Source organism: Nonomuraea sp. NPDC049784 (assembly GCF_040659615.1).
Taxonomy (GTDB): Bacteria; Actinomycetota; Actinomycetes; order Streptosporangiales; family Streptosporangiaceae; genus Nonomuraea.
Window position 1 is genome coordinate 1 of the sequence record NZ_JBFAMX010001091.1, and the last position, 1,977, is coordinate 1,977.

3 protein-coding genes are annotated in these 1,977 nt (G+C 69.1%); all 3 read right to left on the reverse strand.

The window, feature by feature from the left end; translation table 11 throughout:
• Window positions 1-118: 118 nt before the first annotated feature.
• Window positions 119-886 (reverse strand): multidrug efflux SMR transporter, encoded by a 768-nt coding sequence (locus tag AB0J09_RS63555; RefSeq protein WP_360714047.1) that lies wholly within the window; start codon window positions 884-886, stop codon window positions 119-121.
• Complete coding sequence (locus AB0J09_RS63560) at window positions 886-1,590, reverse strand: hypothetical protein (RefSeq protein ID WP_360714049.1); 705 nt, start codon at window positions 1,588-1,590, stop codon at window positions 886-888. The genes AB0J09_RS63555 and AB0J09_RS63560 overlap by 1 nt, the downstream gene beginning before the upstream one ends.
• The coding region (locus tag AB0J09_RS63565) for a hypothetical protein (protein WP_360714051.1) at window positions 1,584-1,977 on the reverse strand (394 nt) is incomplete at its 5' end. The genes AB0J09_RS63560 and AB0J09_RS63565, both read right to left, overlap by 7 nt.

Consider the following 1,977-nt stretch of genomic DNA (forward strand, 5'->3'; position numbering starts at 1 on the left):
GCTGCGGCAGGAGGTGCCGCGCTGGGAGGTGGCCATGCGTGGTTGCCAGGAAGAGACGGAGGCGTCGAGCAGACGTGAGCCGGGCGGCGTTATGCGCGAGCGAGGGGTCATGACAGTCCTAGGGGTTGTCGATCGGCGAAAGACGGTCGGACAGATGGCAGAAAGGCCTGCGGGTGGTGGCCGGCCGCAGCTGCGACTGGATGGGCAGGTGCATGTACAGCACGGCGGGCACGGTGGACGGGCGAGAATTGGCGCCATCGCCGGTCACAGCGCGGGGCAGCGTCCGCCCGTCAGCGGGTACGCGCACGGGGGCGACGGACCGTTGATCGAAGACCTCAACGCCCTGCGTCCTGGTGAGTTCGCGGGGCAGCACCTGCAGATGTGGACTCGCGGCCGAGGCCGCCTCCACCGGCCTGGGCCCGCGTGCTAGCTGCGATAGTGCTGCGGCTAGGTCGGTCATAGCCGCGGTGACGTCGGCGATTGTGTGGGGTCGCACCACCGCCACCGCTGGCCGAGGTGGGGGCGTCGGTGTTATCGCGGTGGCGGTGGTGCGAGTTTGGGGAGCCAGCTGCAGCAGGACGACACCGATGATGATGAAGATGAGTGCGCATGTCTTTGCCGCGTTGATGGACTCGCCGAAGGTGACGATGCCGATGAGGGCGATCGCCGCGGTGCCGACCCCGGACCAGATGGCGTAGGCGGTGCCGATCTCCATGTGTAGGCGCAGGGCGCTGCTCATGAGGAGGTACGAGAGCACCACCCCGGCCAAGGCCAGCCCGGTGTACACAGCAGGGGAACCCGAGGTGCCCCCTTGGGATGCGGCCTTGAGCGCGGTGGAGCAGGCGATCTCGATGGCGATCGCCAGGGCCAGCAGAAGCCACGCCATCACGTCCTCCTCCCGTTGAGGGTGAAGGTGGCCGTGCAGGGGGGCAGTTCGTCGGCGAAACGCTGGCGGGCCCGCTGCATGAGCTGTGCGCTGATCTCGCCACCGCTCCCCCAGCGCGGCATCAGCTCACCGAGGCAGCTTGCGGCGTCGGCGGCAATCCGGCGGTGGATCTGGCTGAGCGCCACGACGTGCTGCTCCAGTTCCTGGCAGCGCTGCAGCAGCACGTAGGCAATGAGACCATCGGCCTGGCGATCGAGCCCTTCCAGATCGGCAAGCCGTCGTGGCCAGCGCTGGTACCAGTCGACGACGACCGCTCCAGCGGCCGCAGCCGCCTCGGCCACGCCGGCGCGGCGATAGACCCGGTGGTAGTCGTCAACGGCAACCAGCAGCAACGCAAGAGTCGGCGCCACCTCACCCATGGCCTGCGCGGCAACATTCAGCGTCTGCGCCCGATGAGCCAAGTTGATCGTGCTCCATCCGCCGACCTGCAGGTGGCCGCGCCGGTCCCGGACAACCTGCCAGCCGACCAGCCGCAGCTCGCGCAGCAGCCGATGCTCGCCCGCCCAGCGCATGCGAGCCTCCAGAGCGGGATCGCTCTCGACGCGAACGCTGCCGCCTGCCAGCATCTCGACCCGAGCGGTCGTCTCCGGCGCGATCCGCGCACAGATGCGCGCGACAACCTGGGCCAGGTCCGCGCTCACCATGACCGCTCCTGAGCAAGGGAACCGTTGTCGTCCAAGTGCGGACCCGCGGCGAGCCGTTCCACGTCAGTGCTGCCCTGGGCGGTGGCCTGCTGCCGGGCGAGTGCGACGCTGACCTCGTCGTGCATCTGCGCGACCTCGCATCGAACCTCGGCCAGGAGGCTGCGCAACACGGCAACTTGATCTTCCGCCGTCACAGCGGGCACGACCATCACCGGCACGGCCACAGGGGCTGCCACGCTTCGGCGTACGGCCGACAGGGCGTGGATAAGGATCGCGGTGGCCAGCAGCGCGGCCACGCCCAAGCCACCAATCAACACGCTGGCGTATCCGGATAGGCGCTCATCGAGCAACGGGTGGCCGAGCACGGCCGAGCCGCTGCTGACCGCC

Excerpts from the sequence above, each read along its gene's own strand:
- AB0J09_RS63555 (WP_360714047.1), bottom strand. The coding sequence starts at position 886 with ATGGCGTGGCTTCTGCTGGCCCTGGCGATCGCCATCGAGATCGCCTGC.
- AB0J09_RS63560 (WP_360714049.1), bottom strand. The coding sequence starts at position 1,590 with ATGGTGAGCGCGGACCTGGCCCAGGTTGTCGCGCGCATCTGTGCGCGG.